The 290-nt window shown below is 42.1% G+C and carries 1 protein-coding gene; it reads left to right on the top strand.

Features of this window, described 5'->3' with window-relative positions; translation table 11 throughout:
- Positions 1 to 284: TatD family hydrolase (locus tag HC175_RS23150; protein ID WP_209310232.1), on the top strand; the 284-nt coding region annotated here is incomplete at its 5' end.
- Positions 285 to 290 lie beyond the last annotated feature (6 nt).

The following is a 290-nucleotide window of genomic DNA, read 5'->3' as shown; positions in this document are numbered from 1 at the left end:
AGCAGGCGCTTAAAGCACTTTCCTATAATATGAAATTAGGCATTGGAGGAGTGGTGACCTTTAAAAATGGCAAAATTGACCGGTTCCTAAACCAGATCTCCTTGTCAGAGATCGTGCTGGAAACCGACGCTCCTTATCTTGCACCTGTCCCTTATCGCGGAAAACGTAATGAAAGTTCGTATCTTGTAGAAGTGCTGAATAAAGTGGCTGAGATCTTTCACACTACTCCGGCCGAAATTGCTGAAATTACTACCCGTAATTCAAAAGATATTTTTGGGATATGATCCATG

This window comes from Salinimicrobium oceani (assembly GCF_012037645.1).
Note: the sequence above shows the minus strand (reverse complement) of the source record. Positions and strands in the feature narration are given on the sequence as shown.